The sequence below is a fragment of the Pseudomonas sp. GD04058 genome (assembly GCF_029836855.1).
Taxonomy (GTDB): domain Bacteria; phylum Pseudomonadota; class Gammaproteobacteria; order Pseudomonadales; family Pseudomonadaceae; genus Aquipseudomonas; species Aquipseudomonas bharatica.
Map to the genome: position 1 here is coordinate 29,841 of NZ_JAOECN010000034.1, position 18,855 is coordinate 48,695.

Below are 18,855 nucleotides of genomic sequence, written 5' to 3' on the forward strand. Positions count from 1 at the left end.
GTCAGTGGCGCCCGGCGAGCAGGCGCTCGACTTCGGCAAGGCGCTCGAGGGTGCCGACATCCACCCAATGGCCACGGAAGTGTTCGCCACTGACCTTGCCGTCGGCCATGGCCGCACGCAGCAACGGCGCCAGCTTGAACGCGCCGGCCTGGCAACCGGCGAACAGCGCCGGGTCGAGCACCGAGATACCGCTGAAGGTCAGGGTGCCGTCGGCTCCGGCGCCGTCCTCGACCTGCCCGGCGACCAGACGGAAGTCACCGGCGCCATGATGGCCGGGGTTATCCACCAGCACCAGATGGGCCAGGCCTTGCAGCGGCTGGCGCAGGCGCGTGAAATCGTAGTCGGTCCAGATATCGCCATTGACCAGCAGGAACGGCTCGTCACCCAGCAACGGCAGCGCCTTGAAGATGCCACCGCCGGTCTCCAGCGGCTCGCCCTCGGCGGAGAAACGGATGTCCAGGCCAAACCGCGAGCCATCGCCGAGATGATCCTCGATCTGCTGACCGAGCCAGGCGTGGTTGATCACGATCTCCTTGAAGCCCGCCGCGGCCAGCGCCTTGAGGTGGTATTCGATCAACGGCACCCCGGCGACCGGCACCAGCGGCTTGGGCGTATGCAGGGTCAGCGGGCGCATCCGCTCGCCCTTGCCAGCGGCAAGGATCATCGCCTTCATGAACGCACTCCGAGACTGTCGATCAGTTCACCCAGCCCGCTCAGCTCCGGCCGACGGGAAATCACTTCTTCTATGTAGGAGAAGAACCGCGGGACGTCGGCCAGGTAGCGCGGTTTGCCGTCGCGGTGGCAGATACGGGCGAAGATGCCAATCACCTTGAGGTGACGCTGCACGCCCATCAGGTCGCTGGCGCGGTGAAAGTCCTCGAAGTCGGATTGCACCGGAATGCCCTCAGCCCGCGCCCGCTCCCAGTAATCCCTCAGCCAGGCGGCGACCTGCGGTTGCGGCCAGCTGAGGAAGGCATCCTTGAACAGGCAGGTGATGTCATAGGTGACCGGGCCGTAGACCGCATCCTGGAAATCCAGCACACCCGGGTTGGGCACGCTGCGCATCAGGTTGCGTGGCATATAGTCGCGGTGCACCAGTACCTTGGGCTGGGCCAGGGCGCTGTCGATCAGCAGGCTGCTGGCCTGCTGCCACAGGGCAAGCTGGTGCTGGTCGAAGGTCTTGCCCAACTCGTGACCGACATACCACTCGGGAAACAGCTCGACCTCGCGGCGCAGCAGAGCCAGGTCATAACTTGGCAGAGGCGCGTCCATGGGCAGGCGCTGGAAGGCCAGCAGCGCGTCGATGGCATCGTCGAACAGGGCGTCGGCGTTGCCGGCGTCGATCACGTCCAGGTAGGTCTGGTTGCCCAGGTCGCTCAGCAGCAAGAAGCCGCGCTCGAGGTCCTGCGCATGGATCACCGGCACATTGACGCCGGCAGTCGCCAGCAAGCGGGCGATCTCTACGAAGGGGCGGCAATTTTCCTGGGGTGGTGGCGCGTCCATGATGATGAAACTGCGGCCGTCGGCCTGCCAGCGGAAATAACGGCGGAAGCTGGCATCGCTGCTTGCGGCGGTCAGGCTGCCTGCGGGAACCTGGCCCCACCCTTGGGTTCGAAACAGATTCGCCAGTTGCTCATCGAGCCAGACGGTCAGGTGTTGCAGGCGTACATCGTGATCGGGCATTGCAAGGGTCTCCGAAGGCCCTGGGCGCTGTATCGAGGGTAATCATGCGCAGGCCAGGCGAGGCGAAAACGGACAAGGAAGCGGAGTTTACTGGTTGTAAATGCGCATTCCGAGCCGTTTTCGATGCACCTGATGCAAGCAGGATGCATTTCTTACAGAGCCTAGCCGTCAAGCGGGGCATGCTTTATCATCCAGCATCTTTTTCAGACCATCGAGAGGCGTGCGGCCCCACACGCGGGCAGATGGCACGCAGGAAGCCCGGACTAATAAGATGGCATTGAAATCCCCCGCGTTTCGTAAAAAATTCCCGTTGCTGGTCACCGGCGGTCTGCTGGCATTGCAACCTCTGGCGACCTCCTATGTAGTCGCTGCCGAGCAGTTCGACTGCCAGGTTTCCGCTTCCGGCGGATGGGACTGCAAGCCGAAGACCAGCGCCACCCAGTTGCCGCCTCGCCCGATCCATGACGGTGCCGCGGTCAGTTCGGCCAATGCCACGCCGGAACAGTCCAGCGATGGCACGGCCGTCGAGGACCGTGGTCCGAAACCCGTCCTGGTCACCGAATCCAAGGGCCGCGGTCTGAAATCCCGCAGCGCCGACTACAGCCACCTGGACTGGGTGCCTCGCGAGAAGCTGACCCCGGCCCAGCTCGCCGAGACCGGCCCGTATTGCTCCGGCGCCTACATCGAGCCGGTTCGCCCGGGCATGAACGACAGCACGCCGAAGGATGAGTCGCCGACCTTCCTCGGTGCCAAGGTGTCCCGCTACCAGCAGGAACAGCAGATCGCCACCCTCGCCGGTGACGTGGTCATGCGCCAGGGCAGCATGCAGGCCGAGGCTGACGAGGCCAACCTGTACCAGGCCGAGAACCGCGGTGAACTGGTCGGCAACGTGAAGATCCGCGACAACGGCTCGCTGGTAGTCGGCGATCGCGCCGAGATCCAGCTGGACACCGGCGAAGCCCAGGTCGACAACGCCGAATACGTGATGCACAAGTCGCACATCCGCGGCAACGCGCTGTACGCCAAGCGTTCCGAGAACGCCATCATCCGCCTGAAGGATGGCACCTACACCACCTGTGAGCCGAACAGCAACGCCTGGCAGCTCAAGGGCAACAACATCACACTGAACCCGGCCACCGGTTTCGGTACCGCGACCAACGTCACCCTGCGGGTCAAGGATATTCCGGTGCTCTACACACCCTATATCTACTTCCCGATCGACGACCGTCGCCAGTCCGGCTTCCTGCCACCATCGTTCAGCACCAGCAGCGACACCGGCTTCATGCTGGTCACGCCGTACTACTTCAACCTTGCGCCGAACTACGACGCCACGCTCTATCCACGCTACATGGCCAAGCGTGGCCTGTTGATGGAGGGTGAGTTCCGTTACCTGACGCCGAGCAGTGAAGGGCAGTTCGGTGGTGCCTGGCTGAATGATCAGGATGATGACCGCAAGAAACAGACCGACTACAAAGACCAGCGCTGGATGGTCAACTGGCAGCACAAGGGCGGCCTTGATTCGCGCCTGATGACTGAAGTCGACTACACCGACATCAGTGATCCGTTCTATTTCCAGGACCTCGAAACCGACCAGATCGGCGTCGAAAACCGCGATTATCTCAATCAGCGCGCAGCTGCGACCTACCGGGGCGACAGCTATACCGCGCAGTTGGCCGTCCACGCCTATGAAATGGCTTCGATTTCCAACATCACGCCGTATGACAGGCTGCCACAACTGATGATTACTGGCATGCTCCCTTTCCATCCGGGCGGCCTCGAATTCAGCTATGAAGCCGACGCGGTCCGGTTCGAGCGGGATCTGCAAAACGGTGTAGTGCTGGACAAGGACGGCGTGCCGGACCCAGCCACTGGCGGACGACGCCTTGACGACAACGTTCTCGGGATTGCCCGGGCAAACGGTACCCGCTTAAACGCTGCCCCGAAGATTAGCCTGCCGCTATCCAACACTTACGGCTTCCTTACCCCATCACTCAAGTACGTTACCACCCAGTACGATCTTGATCTGGACGGCAAGGGCAAAAGCGACATCGCCAGCTACACCGCCGAGCAGTTAAGGGTCAACGGCGACTACAACAGTAGCCAGAACCGCAACATCCCTGTTCTAAGCATCGACAGCGGCCTGTACTTTGATCGCGATACCCAGTGGTTCGGCAAGAACTACCGCCAGACCCTCGAACCACGCTTGTACTACCTCTATGTACCGTACAAGGATCAGGCGGACATCCCGATCTTCGACTCAGCCGAGACCTCGTTCAACTATGCCTCACTATTCCGCGATAACCGCTTCGTCGGCGGTGACCGCATCGGCGACGAGAACAAGCTTTCGCTGGGCGTGACCAACCGTTGGATCGAGGAAAACGGCTTCGAACGCCAGCGCTTCAGCATCGGTCAGGCCCTTTACTTCAAGGACCGCAAGGTTCAGTTGCCAGGCATCGACTGGAAAGAGCGCGACGACGCTCAGGCCGATGTTTCGCCTTACGCGCTGGAGTACGAGTACCGCTTCAACCGCGACTGGCGCTTCAATTCCGACTTCAACTGGGACCCAGACAGCCGCAGCACCCGGTCGGGCAGCGCGATGTTCCACTTCCAGCCTGAGGACAACGTCAACAAGATCGTCAACCTCGGTTATCGGTATCGTAACGATATGGTTCGTTACGACAATGTCACCGGCAAGTGGTCCGTAGGTGGTGGCGACTATGGCACGCCGGGCCAGCCGGGCTATGTGAAGGACTATTACAAGATTCAGCAACATGACTTCTCGATCATGTGGCCGATCGTCCCACAATGGACCGCTATTGCCCGCTGGCAGCACGACTACAACCGCAACCGTACCCTCGAAGCGATGGGCGGTTTCGAATATGACAACTGCTGCTGGAAGCTGCGCCTAGTCAACCGCTATTGGGTTGATTACGACGAATACAGCCAGGCTGCTCCGGAAAATGAAAAAGGCGACCACGGCGTCTTCCTGCAGATCGTGCTGAAAGGCCTCGGTGGCGTGGTGGGCAATAAGGTCGAGAGCTTCCTCGATAAAGGCATTCAAGGTTACCGTGCACGTGAAGACCAAGCTTATTGATTGTCTGCGCCCGCTGATGCTGGGCGCTCTGATGTTGAGCAGCACCGCCCATGCGGCGGTGCAGACCCTGGACAAGATCGTCGCCATCGTCGACAACGACGTGGTCATGCAAAGCCAGCTGGACCAGCGCGTCCACGAGGTGCAGCAGACCATCGCCAAGCGTGGCGGCGCCGTTCCGCCCGCCAGCGTGCTGGATCAGCAGGTATTGGAGCGCCTGATCGTCGAGAACCTGCAACTGCAGATCGGCGAACGCTCCGGCATCCGCATCACCGACGAAGAACTGAACCAGGCCATCGGCACCATCGCCCAGCGCAACAACATGAGCCTGGAGCAGTTCCGCGCTGCCCTGGCCCATGATGGCCTGTCGTTCAACGACGCTCGCGAGCAGGTCCGTCGCGAGATGATCATCAGCCGCGTGCGCCAGCGTCGTGTCGCCGAGCGCATCCAGGTCTCCGAACAGGAAGTGAAGAACTTCCTCGCCTCTGACCTGGGCAAGATGCAGCTGTCGGAAGAATACCGCCTCGCCAACATCCTGATCCCGACCCCGGAAAGCGCCAGCTCCACCGCTATTCAGGCGGCAGCCCGCCAGGCTGGCGAGATCTACCAGCAGCTCAAGCAAGGCGCCGATTTCGCCCAGTTGGCCATCGCCCGTTCCGCCAGCGAAACTGCGCTGGAAGGCGGCGAGATGGGCTGGCGCAAGGCAGCCCAGCTGCCACCTCCGTTCGATCGCATGCTCAGCACCATGGCCGTGGGCGACGTCACCGAGCCGGTTCGCACCCCGGGCGGTTTCATCATCCTCAAGTTGCAAGAGAAACGCGGTGGCCAGACCCAACTGCGTGACGAAGTGCATGTTCGCCATATCCTGATCAAGCCAAGCGAGATCCGCAGCGAAGCCGAGACCAAGATCCTCGCGCAGCGCCTGTACGACCGCATCCAGGCAGGCGAAGACTTCGCCGAACTGGCGAAGAGCTTCTCGGAAGACCCGGGTTCGGCACTCAACGGCGGCGACCTCAACTGGGTCGACCCGAACAACCTGGTTCCGGAATTCCGCGAAGTCATGGCCAGCTCGCCGCAGGGCCAGGTGTCCAAGCCATTCCAGACCCAATACGGCTGGCACGTCCTGGAAGTCCTTGGCCGTCGCGCCACCGACAGCACCGCCCAGGCCCGCGAGCAACAGGCAATGACCGTACTGCGCAATCGCAAGTACGACGAAGAGCTGCAAAGCTGGCTGCGTCAGATCCGCGACGAAGCCTACGTTGAAATCAAGCTTCCTGGCGCCGAACAGGCAGCCCAGTGAAACCGCAGCGCTTCGCCCTCACCCCCGGCGAACCCGCAGGCATAGGTCCCGACCTGTGCCTGCTGCTCGCCTCGCAAGCCCAGCCACATCCCCTGATCGCCATCACCAGCCGTGACCTGCTCGCCGAGCGGGCCACGCAACTGGGCGTGGCCGTCGACCTGCTGCCGGTCAGTCCCGATGCCTTCCCCGATGCGCCGGCCAAGGCCGGCAGCTTGTACGTCTGGGATACACCGCTGGCCAGGCCGGCAGTGGCCGGCAAGCTGGACAAGGCCAATGCCGCCTTCGTCCTGGAAACCCTGACCCGCGCCGGTCAAGGCTGCCTGGACAGGCACTTCGCCGGCATGATCACCGCACCGGTGCACAAGGGCGTGATCAACGAGAGCGGAATCCCGTTTTCCGGGCACACCGAATTTCTCGCCGAACTGACCCATACCGCCCAGGTGGTGATGATGCTCGCCACCCGCGGTTTGCGCGTCGCCCTTGTCACCACCCACCTGCCCCTGCGCGACGTGGCCGACGCCATCACCGTCGAGCGCCTGGAACGGGTCACACGGATCCTGCATGCCGACCTGCAGCAGAAATTCGGTATCGCCCAGCCAAGGATCCTGGTCTGCGGCCTGAACCCGCACGCTGGCGAGGGTGGGCATCTGGGACGCGAGGAAATCGACATCATCGAGCCGACGCTGGAGCGCCTGCGCCTCGAAGGCATGGACCTGCGCGGTCCGCTGCCCGCCGACACACTGTTTACCCCCAAATATCTGGAGCACTGCGACGCAGTGCTGGCGATGTACCACGACCAGGGCCTGCCCGTGCTCAAGTTCAAGGGCTTTGGCGCGGCGCTCAATGTCACCCTCGGTTTGCCGATCATCCGCACCTCCGTGGATCACGGCACTGCCCTGGACTTGGCCGGCACCGGCAAGGTCGACACCGGCAGCCTTCAGGTCGCCCTGGAAACCGCCTACCAGATGGCCGAGACCCGACTATGACCGAGCAATACCAACACCGGGCGCGCAAGCGCTTCGGCCAGAATTTCCTGCACGACGCAGGCGTGATCGACCGCATCCTGCGCGCCATCAATGCCAAGGCCGGCGAGCACATCCTCGAGATCGGCCCGGGCCAGGGCGCCCTCACCGAAGGCGTACTGGACAGCGGCGCGCAACTGGACGTGGTCGAGCTGGACAAGGACCTCGTCCCGATCCTCAACCAGCAGTTCGCCAGCCGCGACAACTTCCGCCTGCACCAGGGCGATGCGCTGAAGTTCGACTTCACCACCCTGGGTGCCGCGCAGCGTTCGCTGCGGGTAGTGGGCAACCTGCCCTACAACATCTCCACGCCGCTGATTTTCCACCTGCTGGATAACGCCGAGCTGATCCGCGACATGCACTTCATGCTGCAGAAGGAAGTGGTCGAGCGTCTGGCGGCGGGTCCTGGTGGCGGTGACTGGGGACGCCTGTCGATCATGGTGCAGTACCACTGCCGCGTGGAGCACCTGTTCAATGTCGGCCCCGGCGCCTTCAATCCGCCGCCGAAGGTGGATTCCGCGATCGTGCGCCTGATCCCCCACGAGACCTTGCCGTTCCCGGCCAAGGACCATCGCCTGCTCGAGCGCATCGTCCGCGAAGCGTTCAACCAGCGTCGCAAGACCCTGCGCAACACCCTTAAGGCTCTGCTCGACAGCCAGACCATCGAAGCCGCCGGCGTCGATGGCAGCCTGCGGCCCGAGCAGCTCGACCTGGCTGCCTTCGTCCGCCTCGCGGACAAGCTGGCTGAACAGTCCGCCAACAGGTGATGCGAACCCCGGCCAGCCTGGCCACAAGGCTGGCCGGGGGCCCCACCCATGGCCTAGACTGACCTTCCATGGCCGCATCCGTTCGTCTTGAAGGCTCTTCCGCATGTCCGATCCCCTGTACCAGGTCGACGTCAGCGTCGTCACCCGTTTCCTCCCCGAGCAGTCGCAACCGGAACAAGACCGTTATGCCTTTGCCTACACCATCACCGTGACCAACAACGGCAGCGTGGCCGCCAAGTTGATGTCCCGCCGCTGGCTGATCACCCACAGTGACGGCCAGGAAGAAGAGGTGCGCGGTGATGGTGTCGTCGGTGAACAACCGCTGATCGCCCCGGGTCAAAGCCATACCTATAGCAGCGGCACCGTCATTTCCGGCAAGGTCGGCTTCATGCAGGGCAGTTACCAGATGTTCGCGCGCGACGGCAAACGCTTCGAAGCCACCATTGCGCCGTTCCGTCTGGCCGTACCCGGAGCCCTGCACTGATGGCCACCTATGCCGTCGGTGACCTCCAGGGTTGCCTTGAACCGCTCAAGTGCCTGTTGGAACGGGTCAAATTCAATCCGGCCGTCGACCGCCTGTGGCTGGTGGGCGACCTGGTCAACCGTGGCCCGCAGTCCCTGGAAACCCTGCGCTTTCTTTACCCCATGCGCGACTCGCTGGTTTGCGTGCTGGGCAATCATGACCTGCACCTGCTTGCGGTCTGGCACAACATCGAACGCCTGAAGAAAAGCGACACGCTGCGCGAGATCATCGAGGCACCGGACGCGCCGCAACTGCTCGACTGGCTGCGCCGGCAAAAGCTGCTGCACTTCGACGAGCCGCGCGGCACGGTGCTGGTGCATGCCGGTATTCCGCCACAATGGACCCTGGGCAAGGCCCTGGGGCTGGCTGCGGAAGTCGAGGAAGTGCTGCGCGACGACCTGCGCATCAAGCAATACCTCGATGGCATGTACGGCAACGACCCGGCCAAGTGGAACAAGGACCTGACCGGCGTCACGCGCCTGCGGGTAATCACCAACTACTTCACGCGCATGCGCTTCTGCACCGCCGAGGGCAAGCTCGACCTCAAGGGCAAGGAAGGCGCCGACACCGCGCCGCCTGGCTACAAGCCATGGTTCGCGCACAAGGAGCGGCGTTCGCGACACGTGAAGATCATCTTCGGACACTGGGCCGCCCTCGAAGGACGCTGTGATGCTCCCGGCGTGTATGCCCTCGATACCGGATGCGTCTGGGGGGGAGCCATGACCCTGATGAACGTCGACAGCGGGGAAATGCACCGTTGCGAATGCGAGCAAAAGGAAAAGGTCCTTGCCACCCGCCCTTCCCCACCGCCGGCAAACGGCTAGAATGGCCCGTCATCGTTGAAGGAAACCGCCCAATGAGCGAATTCAAACGCATCCCTCCCGAACAGGCCCAGGCACTGCGCGAGCAAGGTGCGGTCGTGGTCGATATTCGCGACCCGCAAACCTATGCGAACGGCCACATCACCGGCTCCCGCCACCTGGACAACCACTCCGTGGCCGACTTCATCCGCGGCGCCGATCTCGACGCACCGACCGTGGTGGTCTGCTACCACGGCAACTCCAGCCAGAGCGCAGCGGCGTACCTGGCCAGCCAGGGCTTTTCCGATGTCTACAGCCTCGACGGCGGCTTTGAACTGTGGCGCGGCACCTTCCCGTCGGAAACCAGCCAGGGAAACCCCGAATAATTTTTTTCCGCCCCCTGCAGCCCGCGTCCCGTGCGGGCTCGCGCCCGACCGGACGAACGGTCATGGCGAACTTATCCGCCATCCGCCCTTGACCTCCCCGAGAACCAACTATCCTTAAGCCCAGGCCATCCAAAAAAGGGGAGAGCCGGTACACCGGCGTGCGGGTCATCGGTAGCGATTTAAGGGTGTTCTGGGGGGTATACAGCAATCGTTCATCGCGATTGCATGCCAGCATCAGCTGACTGATCCGGCGTCGGCCTCACGTATCGAGCGAGGTGACGTCATGAGTATTTTTAGCCACTTCCAACAACGCTTCGAGTCCACCCGCCAGGAGGAGCTCTCGCTACAGGAGTACCTGGAGCTCTGCAAGACCGACCGCAGCGCCTACGCTTCCGCGGCCGAGCGCCTGCTCATGGCCATCGGCGAGCCGGAACTGGTCGACACCTCCAACAACTCCAGGCTGTCGCGAATCTTCTCCAACAAGGTGATTCGCCGGTATCCGGCCTTTGCCGACTTCCATGGAATGGAAGAGTGCATCGACCAGATCGTCTCGTACTTCCGCCATGCCGCCCAAGGCCTGGAAGAGAAGAAACAGATCCTCTATCTGCTCGGCCCGGTCGGCGGCGGTAAATCGTCCCTGGCGGAAAAACTGAAGCAACTGATGGAAAAGGTACCCTTCTACGCCATCAAGGGCTCGCCGGTGTTCGAGTCGCCACTGGGGCTGTTCAATGCCGCCGAGGACGGTGCCATTCTCGAGGAAGACTTCGGCATCCCGCGGCGCTATCTCAATACCATCATGTCCCCCTGGGCAACCAAGCGCCTGGCCGAATTCGGCGGCGATATCAGCCAGTTCAAGGTGGTCAAGCTCTACCCTTCGATCCTCAACCAGATCGCCGTAGCCAAGACCGAACCGGGCGACGAGAACAACCAGGACATCTCGGCCCTGGTGGGCAAGGTGGATATCCGCAAGCTGGAGGAATTCCCGCAGAACGACGCCGACGCCTACAGCTATTCGGGTGCACTGTGCCGGGCCAACCAGGGCCTGATGGAATTCGTCGAGATGTTCAAGGCCCCGATCAAGGTCCTGCACCCGCTGCTTACCGCCACCCAGGAAGGCAACTACAACAGTACCGAAGGCCTGGGCGCGATCCCCTACTCCGGTATCCTGCTGGCCCACTCCAACGAATCGGAGTGGCACAGCTTCCGCAACAACAAGAACAACGAGGCGTTCATCGACCGGATCTACATCGTCAAGGTGCCGTACTGCCTGCGGGTCAGCGACGAGATCAAGATCTACGACAAGCTCCTGTTCAACAGCTCCCTGGCCAAGGCCCATTGCGCACCCGACACCTTGAAGATGCTGGCCCAGTTCACCGTGCTCTCGCGCCTCAAGGAACCGGAAAACTCCAACATCTACTCGAAGATGCGCGTGTATGACGGCGAGAACCTCAAGGACACCGATCCCAAGGCCAAGTCGATCCAGGAATACCGCGACGCCGCCGGTGTCGACGAGGGCATGAACGGCCTGTCGACCCGCTTCGCCTTCAAGATCCTGTCCAAGGTCTTCAACTTCGACCCGCATGAAGTGGCGGCCAACCCGGTCCACCTGCTCTATGTGCTGGAACAGCAGATCGAGCAGGAACAATTCCCGGCCGAGGTCCGCGAACGCTATCTGCGCTACCTCAAGGAATACCTGGCCCCGCGCTACATCGAGTTCATCGGCAAGGAAATCCAGACCGCCTACCTGGAGTCGTACAGCGAGTACGGTCAGAACATCTTCGACCGCTACGTGCTCTATGCAGACTTCTGGATCCAGGACCAGGAATACCGCGACCCGGAAACCGGCGAAATCCTCAACCGCATCGCCCTCAACGAAGAGCTGGAAAAGATCGAGAAGCCGGCCGGCATCAGCAATCCGAAGGATTTCCGCAACGAGATCGTCAACTTCGTCCTGCGTGCCCGTGCCAACAACAACGGCAAGAATCCGACCTGGCTGAGCTACGAAAAGCTGCGGGTGGTGATCGAGAAGAAAATGTTTTCCAACACCGAGGACCTGCTGCCGGTCATCAGCTTCAACGCCAAGGCGAGCAAGGAGGACCAGCAGAAACACAACGACTTCGTCACGCGCATGGTGGAACGCGGCTACACCGACAAACAGGTTCGCCTGCTGTCGGAATGGTACCTGCGGGTCAGAAAGTCCCAGTAAAAGCGGCAAGCCATAAGCCACAAGCCCTGAGCCATTCGCGGTGTGCTCCTGCACACCGCACGGCGCGGGTCCGTGGCGGATGCTTTTACTTGCAGCTAGTAGCTTGAAGCTTGCAGCTGTACCCCAGCTACCGGAGGGCCTATGAGCTACGTCATCGACCGACGCCTGAATGGCAAGAACAAGAGCACGGTCAACCGCCAGCGCTTCCTGAGGCGTTACCGTGATCACATCAAGAAAGCCGTCGAGGAGGCCGTGAGCCGCCGCTCCATCACCGACATGGAGCATGGCGAGCAGATCAGCATCCCTGGCCGCGATATCGACGAACCGGTGCTGCACCATGGCCGTGGCGGCAAGCAGACTGTCGTCCACCCGGGCAACAAGGAGTTCACCGCTGGCGAACACATTCCTCGGCCGCAGGGCGGCGGAGGCGGCGGTGGTCGTGGCAAGGCGGGCAACTCCGGCGAAGGCATGGACGAGTTCGTCTTCCAGATCACTCAGGAGGAATTCCTCGAATTCATGTTCGAGGACCTGGAGCTGCCCAACCTGGTCAAGCGCCACCTGACCGGTACCGACACCTTCAAGACCGTGAGGGCCGGCATCAGCAACGAGGGCAATCCGTCACGCATCAACATCATCCGCACTCTGCGCTCGGCTCATGCACGGCGCATCGCCCTGTCCGGCAGCAGTCGGGCCCGGCTGCGTGAAGCCCGGGAAGAGCTTGCGCGCCTGAAACGGGAAGAACCGGACAACTTCGGTGATATCCAGGAAATCGAAGCGGAGATCGAACGCCTCATCGCCCGGATCAACCGCATTCCGTTCCTCGATACCTTCGATTTGAAGTACAACCTGCTTGTCAAGCACCCCAACCCCAGTTCCAAGGCAGTGATGTTCTGCCTCATGGACGTCTCCGGCTCCATGACCCAGGCTACCAAGGACATCGCCAAGCGCTTCTTCATCCTTCTGTACCTGTTCCTGAAGCGCAACTACGACCGTATCGAAGTGGTCTTCATCCGCCACCACACCAGCGCCCGCGAAGTGGACGAAGAAGAATTCTTCTACTCCCGGGAAACCGGCGGCACCATCGTCTCCAGTGCCCTGAAGCTGATGCAGGAGATCATGGCCGAGCGCTATCCCGCCAACGAATGGAACATCTACGCCGCCCAGGCCTCGGACGGCGATAACTGGAACGACGATTCGCCGATCTGCCGGGAGATTCTCAGCAAGCAGATCATGCCGTTCGTCCAGTACTACACTTACGTCGAGATCACCCCCCGGGAACATCAGGCACTGTGGTTCGAATACGAACGCATCGGCGAAGCCTTCCCTGATACGTTCGCCCAGCAGCAGCTGGTGTCGGCCGGTGATATCTATCCGGTCTTCCGTGAACTCTTCCAGCGCAGGTTAGTGACATGACCGCCAGAGAGCAGAAACGCCAACCGCTTTCCACCGGGTCCGAGTGGACGTTCGAGCTCATCCAGGCCTATGACCGAGAGATCAGCCGCCTTGCCGAGCGCTACGCCCTGGATACCTACCCCAACCAGATCGAAGTGATCACTGCCGAGCAGATGATGGACGCCTATGCATCGGTAGGGATGCCGCTGGGCTACCACCATTGGTCCTACGGCAAGCACTTCCTCAGCACAGAAAAATCCTACAGCCGAGGCCAGATGGGCCTGGCCTACGAGATCGTGATCAATTCCGACCCGTGCATCGCCTACCTGATGGAGGAAAACACCATCTGCATGCAGGCGCTGGTGGTCGCCCATGCCTGCTACGGGCACAACAGCTTCTTCAAGGGCAACTACCTGTTCCGTACCTGGACCGACGCCAGCTCGATCATCGATTACCTGGTGTTCGCCAAGCAGTACATCACCCAGTGCGAGGAGCGTCACGGCATCGATGCGGTCGAGGATCTGCTGGACTCCTGCCACGCCCTGATGAACTACGGCGTCGACCGTTACAAACGGCCCTACCCCATTTCCGCCGAAGAGGAGCGGCGGCGGCAGAAGGACCGTGAAGAGCACATGCAGAAACAGATCAACGACCTGTGGCGCACCATTCCGAAAAGCGCGGACAAGGTCAGCGAAAAGGACACTGCACGCTTCCCCGCCGAGCCGCAGGAGAACATCCTCTACTTCATCGAAAAGCACGCGCCGCTGCTGGAGCCGTGGCAACGCGAGATCGTGCGCATAGTGCGCAAGATCGCCCAGTACTTCTATCCACAGCGCCAGACCCAGGTCATGAACGAAGGCTGGGCCACCTTCTGGCACTACACCCTGATGAACGATCTGTACGACGAAGGCCTGGTCACCGACGGCTTCATGCTGGAGTTCCTTCAGTCCCATACCAGCGTGGTGTTCCAGCCGGGCTTCGACAGTCCCTACTACAGCGGCATCAACCCCTATGCCCTGGGCTTCGCCATGTATACCGACATCCGCCGCATGTGCGAGAACCCTACCGAGGAAGACCGCCGCTGGTTCCCGGAGATAGCCGGAAGCGACTGGCTGTCGGCGATCAAGTTCGCCATGAGCAGCTTCAAGGATGAAAGCTTCATCCTGCAGTACCTCTCGCCCAAGGTGATTCGCGACCTCAAGCTGTTCAGCATCATGGACGACGACCAACGCGACGACCTGCTGGTACCGGCCATCCATGACGAAAGCGGCTACCGCGTCATTCGCGAAACCCTCGCCGCCCAGTACAACCTTGGCAACCGCGAGCCCAACGTGCAGATCTGGAGCATCGACCGCCGCGGCGACCGGTCCCTGACCCTTCGCCACCAGCAACATGACCGCAAGCCGCTCGGCGACTCCACTGAAGAAGTACTCAAGCATCTGCATCGCCTGTGGGGGTTCGATATCCATCTGGAAACCCTGCAGGGCGACCAAATCATGAAAACCCACCACGTCCCCCCAAAGGGTGAACACGGCGACGGCGACCACGGTCGCCTCGATCTCGCCGTGGTGCACCTGTAACGCCAAACGCCTCCGAGAGGCCACACGGGTTATCCTGTGGGGCATCTACGGAGGTTTTTCATGCAGATCTACAAAGTCGGCGGCGCCGTTCGCGATCGCCTGCTCGGCAGGCCGGTCACCGACCATGACTGGGTGGTGGTCGGTGCCACGGCCGAACAGATGCTGGAACAGGGGTTTCGTCCCGTGGGCTCGGATTTCCCGGTGTTCCTGCACCCGCAAAGTGGCGAGGAGTACGCCCTCGCCCGCACCGAACGTAAAAGCGGCGTGGGTTACGGCGGCTTCACGTTCCACGCCAGCCCCGAGGTTACCCTCGAAGAAGACCTGATCCGCCGCGACCTGACCATCAATGCCATGGCCGAAGACGAGCACGGCAACCTGACCGATCCCTATAACGGCAAGCAAGACCTGGACAATCGGGTTTTACGCCATGTTTCCCCCGCATTCGCCGAAGATCCCTTGCGCGTCCTGCGGGTAGCCCGCTTTGCCGCACGCTTCGCAGGACTGGGCTTCAGCGTCGCACCGGAAACCCTCGAACTGATGCGCCAGCTCAGCAATTCCGGCGAGCTCCAGGCGTTGACGCCGGAGCGCAGCTGGAAGGAAATTTCCCGGGCATTGATGGAAGATCATCCCCAGGTATTCATCCAGGTCCTGCGCGATTGCGGCGCATTGCGCGAGCTGATGCCGGAAGTCGACAGCCTGTTCGGTGTCCCACAGCCAGTTGCCCATCATCCGGAAATCGATACCGGCGCCCATACCCTGGCCGTGCTGGAGCAAGCCGCCCGCCACGCTCAGCCGCTCACCGTACGCTGGGCCTGCCTGCTGCACGACCTGGGCAAGGGCACCACACCGGAACACGAATGGCCGCGGCATATCGCTCATGAGCACCGCGGGCTGAAGCTGATCGACAAGATCAACCAACGCTTCAAGGTGCCACGGGACTGCCAGGAACTGGCGATGCTGGTGGGCGAGTACCACACCCACGGGCACCGGGCGCTGGAGCTGAAGCCCGCGACCCTGCTGGAACTGCTGCAACGCTTTGACGTGTATCGGCGGCCGCAGCGCTTCGAGGAGTTCATCGTGGCGTGCGAGATGGATGCCCGGGGGCGACTGGGACTGGAAGATCGCCAGTATCCGCAGGCGGATTACCTGCGCGGCGCGGCCGAGGCGGCGAGGAAGGTCGCGGTGCAGCCGCTGGTCGAGCAGGGCTACACCGGGCAGGCACTCGGCGAAGCGCTGAAAAAGGCTCGCCTGAATGCGTTGAAGGGCTACAAGGAGAGTACTGCAGGCTGACCTGCTGTGACTTTGAGGGCCTCATCGCTGGCAAGCCAGCTCCCACAGGATCGCAGGCGCCGCATACCCTGTGTATGGCTTGTCGGACCGCCGCACCGCAGCGATGAGGCCTCAGCTACCGGAAATTGCCAGTTGCCGCTCATGCCAGAGAAAAGGAACAGGTGCCAGCACCTGGTCGATCCGTGCCTCGCTCCACAGTTGCGCCATGCTCTTGCCCGCCCCCGGATGCACCAATTGCGGAGCAATCAACGACAGCGGCCAGAGCACGAACGCATTCTTGAGGATTTCGGCGCGAGGCAGGATCAGGCCGTCGAAGTTGCCGTGCAGGTCACCGTACATCAGCACATCGATATCCAGCGGCAAGCCCTTGCGCTCCGGGGCATAGCGGCCATTGTCGGCCTCGATGAACTTGAGCCGGCGATCCAGCTCGATCAGCGGCAGGTCGGTCAGGCCGGTCACCACCAGGTTGAGGAAGGGACCGCTCTTGATTCCCACCGCCTGGCTCTCGAAGACCGGCGAGCACTCCATCTGCTGGAGGAAACCGGCCAGCGCATCGAGGCCGGCAGTCAGGTGCCGCTCGCGCTCGACATTGCTGCCGAGGCCCAGGTAGACCCGTGTCAGAGGCATCCGCGCTCGATCTCCACGCCAACACCACCGGTAGCCGCCGGCACGGCGCCGGGCTTTGTCAGCTTGAGGCTCAGCCAGGGAATGTTGAATTCATCCATTAGCACCTTGGCCAGGCGCTCGGCGAAGGTTTCCACCAATTCGAACTGCGCCTGCTCGGCAAATGCCTGGATACGAGCGGACACGCTGGCGTAGTCCAGGGCCAGGCTCAGGTCGTCACCTGCCGCAGCCGGGCGATTGTCCCAGGCAAACCGCAGATCGAGACGCAGGCACTGGCGAATGCCACGCTCCCAGTCGTAGGCGCCGATCACGGTGTCGACTTCCAGCCCTTCGATGAACACTCTGTCCAAGCACTTCTCTCCACAGCACGACAAGGGCGCCTTGCGCCGTTAGAATCAGGGGCGTCCTTGCCCGGAATAGTTAGCATGTTTTGGTTACTGGCGATGTTCGCCTACCTGCTTGGCTCTCTGTCCTTCGCCATCGTCCTCAGCCGCCTGAACGGCAGTCCCGACCCGCGCATGAGCGGTTCCGGCAATGCCGGCGCTACCAATATGCTGCGCCTGGCGGGGCGGAAACTGGCGATCCTGACCCTGCTTGGCGACCTGTGCAAGGGCCTGGTGCCGGTCCTGCTGGCCCAACTGGCCGGCCTGGACCAGCAGCAACAAGCCTGGATCGGTCTCTGCGCGGTACTCGGCCACCTGTTCCCGCTCTACTTCCGCTTCCGTGGCGGCAAGGGCGTCGCCACAGCCGCTGGTATGCTGCTCGGCCTTTACCCGCCTGCCGCCCTACTGGCCATTTGCAGTTGGCTGCTGACCTTCTACCTCACCCGCACCAGTTCGCTGGCGGCGTTGATCGCAACGCCCCTGACCCTGCCGCTGCTGGCCTGGCGCGAGCCGGAAGCACTCCTGCCAATGACCCTGCTGACGCTGCTGATCGTCTGGCGACATCGCGGCAACCTGCGTGACCTCTTCGCAGGCCGGGAGCGCCACTTCTAAATCGCTTGCAGCGTCTCCATCGGCCAGCGTGCCTGCACGCTGATGGCCAGGGTTTCCTGCTGCCCCGCAGCAAGACGCTGGCAACCGGCGTAGGCGATCATCGCACCATTGTCGGTACAGAATTTCGGCCGGGCATAAAAGACATGGCCCTTGAGCCCGGCAGTCATTTCCTCCAGCGACGCGCGCAGGGCCTTGTTGGCACTCACGCCACCGGCGATCACCAGGCGCTTCAGGCCTGTCTGCTTCAGGGCACGGCGGCATTTGATGGTGAGAGTCTCCACCACTGCCTGCTGGAAGGCCAGCGAGATGTCGCAACGAGTCTGTTCGCCGTCGTCTCCAGCCTTCTGGCACTGCTGCCAAGTGTTCAGGGCGAAGGTTTTCAGGCCACTGAAGCTGAAATCCAGCCCGGGACGATCGGTCATCGGTCGCGGGAAGACGAAGCGCCCCGGCACGCCCTGGGTAGCCAGGCGGGCGATTTCCGGACCACCGGGGTAATCCAGGCCGATCAGCTTGGCAGTCTTGTCGAAGGCTTCGCCAGCGGCATCATCCAGCGACTCGCCGAGCAGTTCGTAGCGGCCGATGCCATCGACGCGAACCAGTTGCGTATGACCGCCGGACACCAGCAAGGCGACGAACGGAAACTCCGGTGGCTGCTCTTCGAGCATTGGCGCCAGCAGGTGACCTTCCATATGATGCACGCCAAGCGCCGGGATACCCCAGGCGAAGGCCAGCGCCTGGGCACACGACGCACCGACCAGCAGGGCGCCGACCAGGCCGGGACCCGCGGTATAGGCAATGGCATCGATATCGCTGGCAGCGCAGCCGGCTTCGCTCAGGACCTGGCGGATCAGCGGCAGCATGCGCTTGACGTGATCACGGGAGGCGAGCTCCGGCACCACGCCACCGTAGACGCGGTGCAGGTCGATCTGGCTGAACAGGGCATCGGCCAGCAGGCCGCGTTCGCTGTCGTAGAGGGCGACGCCGGTTTCATCGCAGGATGTTTCCAATCCCAGTACTAGCATGGGTCCTTGCCTTGTCGAGGCTGAATTCGAAGGCGCGCATGATAGTCCTCGCTCCCTGTGCCGACCAGCGGTTTTCGATCAGAGGCTTTGCATTCCTGCTGGCTAAGGGTTAACATCCGCAACCCTTAAAAACCGACGTTCTCCAGTGCACATTTCTGCCACGAGTTCGTTGAC

General features: G+C 62.2%; 17 protein-coding genes. 12 read left to right on the plus strand and 5 right to left on the minus strand.

What is annotated here, in order from left to right:
* Position 1: 1 nt before the first annotated feature.
* On the minus strand, positions 2-673 hold the full coding sequence (murU, locus tag N7650_RS22335) for an N-acetylmuramate alpha-1-phosphate uridylyltransferase MurU (RefSeq protein WP_279900058.1): 672 nt from the start codon (positions 671-673) through the stop codon (positions 2-4).
* A complete protein-coding gene (locus N7650_RS22340; RefSeq protein WP_009404258.1) occupies positions 670-1,683 on the minus strand; it encodes a phosphotransferase in 1,014 nt (337 codons plus the stop codon). The genes murU and N7650_RS22340 overlap by 4 nt, the downstream gene beginning before the upstream one ends.
* A gap of 271 nt (positions 1,684-1,954) precedes the next feature.
* On the opposite strand from N7650_RS22340, the gene N7650_RS22345 reads away from it, so the two are divergent.
* From N7650_RS22345 to N7650_RS22395, 11 genes are all read left to right on the plus strand, one after another.
* On the plus strand, positions 1,955-4,777 hold the full coding sequence (locus tag N7650_RS22345; protein WP_279900061.1) for an LPS-assembly protein LptD: 2,823 nt from the start codon (positions 1,955-1,957) through the stop codon (positions 4,775-4,777).
* Positions 4,758-6,074, plus strand: a complete 1,317-nt coding sequence (gene surA, locus N7650_RS22350) for a peptidylprolyl isomerase SurA (protein WP_009404256.1) — start codon at positions 4,758-4,760, stop codon at positions 6,072-6,074. Before N7650_RS22345 ends, surA begins: the two co-directional genes overlap by 20 nt.
* A complete protein-coding gene (gene pdxA / locus N7650_RS22355; RefSeq protein ID WP_279900063.1) occupies positions 6,071-7,060 on the plus strand; it encodes a 4-hydroxythreonine-4-phosphate dehydrogenase PdxA in 990 nt (329 codons plus the stop codon). Before surA ends, pdxA begins: the two co-directional genes overlap by 4 nt.
* On the plus strand, positions 7,057-7,863 hold the full coding sequence (rsmA, locus tag N7650_RS22360; protein ID WP_279900065.1) for a 16S rRNA (adenine(1518)-N(6)/adenine(1519)-N(6))-dimethyltransferase RsmA: 807 nt from the start codon (positions 7,057-7,059) through the stop codon (positions 7,861-7,863). The genes pdxA and rsmA overlap by 4 nt, the downstream gene beginning before the upstream one ends.
* A gap of 103 nt (positions 7,864-7,966) precedes the next feature.
* On the plus strand, positions 7,967-8,347 hold the full coding sequence (gene apaG / locus N7650_RS22365; protein ID WP_009404253.1) for a Co2+/Mg2+ efflux protein ApaG: 381 nt from the start codon (positions 7,967-7,969) through the stop codon (positions 8,345-8,347).
* Positions 8,347-9,210, plus strand: coding sequence for a symmetrical bis(5'-nucleosyl)-tetraphosphatase (locus N7650_RS22370; RefSeq protein ID WP_279900067.1), 864 nt, complete (start codon positions 8,347-8,349; stop codon positions 9,208-9,210). The genes apaG and N7650_RS22370 overlap by 1 nt, the downstream gene beginning before the upstream one ends.
* Before the next feature lie 32 nt (positions 9,211-9,242).
* A complete protein-coding gene (gene glpE, locus N7650_RS22375) occupies positions 9,243-9,572 on the plus strand; it encodes a thiosulfate sulfurtransferase GlpE (protein ID WP_009404251.1) in 330 nt (109 codons plus the stop codon).
* Between the two features lie 283 nt (positions 9,573-9,855).
* A complete protein-coding gene (locus N7650_RS22380; protein WP_009404250.1) occupies positions 9,856-11,778 on the plus strand; it encodes a PrkA family serine protein kinase in 1,923 nt (640 codons plus the stop codon).
* 141 nt (positions 11,779-11,919) lie between these two features.
* Positions 11,920-13,191 (plus strand): YeaH/YhbH family protein, encoded by a 1,272-nt coding sequence (locus tag N7650_RS22385; protein ID WP_009404249.1) that lies wholly within the window; start codon positions 11,920-11,922, stop codon positions 13,189-13,191.
* Positions 13,188-14,750 (plus strand): SpoVR family protein, encoded by a 1,563-nt coding sequence (locus N7650_RS22390; protein ID WP_009404248.1) that lies wholly within the window; start codon positions 13,188-13,190, stop codon positions 14,748-14,750. The genes N7650_RS22385 and N7650_RS22390 overlap by 4 nt, the downstream gene beginning before the upstream one ends.
* Positions 14,751-14,810: 60 nt before the next feature.
* The gene (locus tag N7650_RS22395; protein ID WP_279900070.1) at positions 14,811-16,040 is read left to right on the plus strand and encodes a multifunctional CCA addition/repair protein; all 1,230 of its coding nucleotides are present in this window, start codon (positions 14,811-14,813) and stop codon (positions 16,038-16,040) included.
* A 111-nt stretch (positions 16,041-16,151) separates the two neighbouring features.
* On the opposite strand, the gene folK is transcribed toward N7650_RS22395, so the two are convergent.
* A complete protein-coding gene (folK, locus tag N7650_RS22400) occupies positions 16,152-16,667 on the minus strand; it encodes a 2-amino-4-hydroxy-6-hydroxymethyldihydropteridine diphosphokinase (RefSeq protein ID WP_009404246.1) in 516 nt (171 codons plus the stop codon).
* Positions 16,658-17,014: a dihydroneopterin aldolase gene (gene folB, locus N7650_RS22405; RefSeq protein ID WP_009404245.1), complete on the minus strand. Its 357-nt coding sequence runs from the start codon at positions 17,012-17,014 to the stop codon at positions 16,658-16,660. The genes folK and folB overlap by 10 nt, the downstream gene beginning before the upstream one ends.
* Positions 17,015-17,089: 75 nt before the next feature.
* Between folB and plsY the strand changes: the two genes are divergently transcribed.
* A complete protein-coding gene (gene plsY, locus N7650_RS22410) occupies positions 17,090-17,659 on the plus strand; it encodes a glycerol-3-phosphate 1-O-acyltransferase PlsY (RefSeq protein WP_009404244.1) in 570 nt (189 codons plus the stop codon).
* Here plsY and tsaD read toward each other — a convergent pair.
* A complete protein-coding gene (gene tsaD, locus N7650_RS22415) occupies positions 17,656-18,681 on the minus strand; it encodes a tRNA (adenosine(37)-N6)-threonylcarbamoyltransferase complex transferase subunit TsaD (protein ID WP_009404243.1) in 1,026 nt (341 codons plus the stop codon). The genes plsY and tsaD overlap by 4 nt on opposite strands.
* Between the last annotated feature and the right edge of the window lie 174 nt (positions 18,682-18,855).

Excerpts from the sequence above, each read along its gene's own strand:
- murU (WP_279900058.1), bottom strand. The coding sequence starts at position 673 with ATGAAGGCGATGATCCTTGCCGCTGGCAAGGGCGAGCGGATGCGCCCG.
- N7650_RS22340 (WP_009404258.1), bottom strand. The coding sequence starts at position 1,683 with ATGCCCGATCACGATGTACGCCTGCAACACCTGACCGTCTGGCTCGAT.
- N7650_RS22345 (WP_279900061.1), top strand. The coding sequence starts at position 1,955 with ATGGCATTGAAATCCCCCGCGTTTCGTAAAAAATTCCCGTTGCTGGTC.
- rsmA (WP_279900065.1), top strand. The coding sequence starts at position 7,057 with ATGACCGAGCAATACCAACACCGGGCGCGCAAGCGCTTCGGCCAGAAT.
- apaG (WP_009404253.1), top strand. The coding sequence starts at position 7,967 with ATGTCCGATCCCCTGTACCAGGTCGACGTCAGCGTCGTCACCCGTTTC.
- N7650_RS22370 (WP_279900067.1), top strand. The coding sequence starts at position 8,347 with ATGGCCACCTATGCCGTCGGTGACCTCCAGGGTTGCCTTGAACCGCTC.
- glpE (WP_009404251.1), top strand. The coding sequence starts at position 9,243 with ATGAGCGAATTCAAACGCATCCCTCCCGAACAGGCCCAGGCACTGCGC.
- N7650_RS22380 (WP_009404250.1), top strand. The coding sequence starts at position 9,856 with ATGAGTATTTTTAGCCACTTCCAACAACGCTTCGAGTCCACCCGCCAG.
- N7650_RS22385 (WP_009404249.1), top strand. The coding sequence starts at position 11,920 with ATGAGCTACGTCATCGACCGACGCCTGAATGGCAAGAACAAGAGCACG.
- N7650_RS22390 (WP_009404248.1), top strand. The coding sequence starts at position 13,188 with ATGACCGCCAGAGAGCAGAAACGCCAACCGCTTTCCACCGGGTCCGAG.
- N7650_RS22395 (WP_279900070.1), top strand. The coding sequence starts at position 14,811 with ATGCAGATCTACAAAGTCGGCGGCGCCGTTCGCGATCGCCTGCTCGGC.
- folK (WP_009404246.1), bottom strand. The coding sequence starts at position 16,667 with ATGCCTCTGACACGGGTCTACCTGGGCCTCGGCAGCAATGTCGAGCGC.
- plsY (WP_009404244.1), top strand. The coding sequence starts at position 17,090 with ATGTTTTGGTTACTGGCGATGTTCGCCTACCTGCTTGGCTCTCTGTCC.
- tsaD (WP_009404243.1), bottom strand. The coding sequence starts at position 18,681 with ATGCTAGTACTGGGATTGGAAACATCCTGCGATGAAACCGGCGTCGCC.